The organism is Pseudomonas sp. 05N434, from assembly GCF_056396965.1.
This window is the reverse complement of sequence record NZ_JBFTMK010001063.1, coordinates 1-550: the sequence shown is the minus strand read 5'-3', so window position 1 is coordinate 550 and position 550 is coordinate 1. Positions and strand designations below refer to the sequence as shown.

Annotated in this window: 1 pseudogene; it reads left to right on the top strand. The window is 48.0% G+C overall.

What is annotated here, in order from left to right:
* A pseudogene (locus AC1DLB_RS31720) lies at positions 1–470 on the top strand (hypothetical protein); the annotation flags it as partial.
* Between the last annotated feature and the right edge of the window lie 80 nt (positions 471–550).

Here is a 550-nt window from a genome sequence, read left to right as displayed (position 1 = left end):
GAGACACCGTCTCCGCTCCCGCCGCCCACCCTCTGAAATCTAATAAAGCTAGTGATACACCCACCGCAAACACCGTGACATCGAGTGACAACACTGTCAGTCAGAACTCAAGCCAGGCTGCGACTGAAAACAAGAAAGACGATAGTAATTCAAGCGAAATAGCTAGTTCATCGGAGCGCTTGAAGGATGGGACCATTAAAAACGATGAGCCCAATGATGACAGCAGTGGATATATAGCCACCCCGGAAAACCATCAACCTCAAATCGATGTATCGGCAGAGCAAGAAAGAGCATTGGATGAATGTTTGAAGAAGGAAAAAGAAAAGTTACAGGGAGCGACTGACAATGCCGCATCACGTACCGGATATACAACCGTGTCGGGACTCTATCAACCTCAAAACAAGATATTAGCAGTGCAAGAAAGAGCAATGGATGAATGTTTGAAGAAGGCAAAGGCAAAGTTACGGTGAGCGACTGGCAATGCTACTTCACGTACCGGATATACAGTCGCGTCGGGACGGCAGCAGAAGAAATCGCGCAGGCGTTAAGC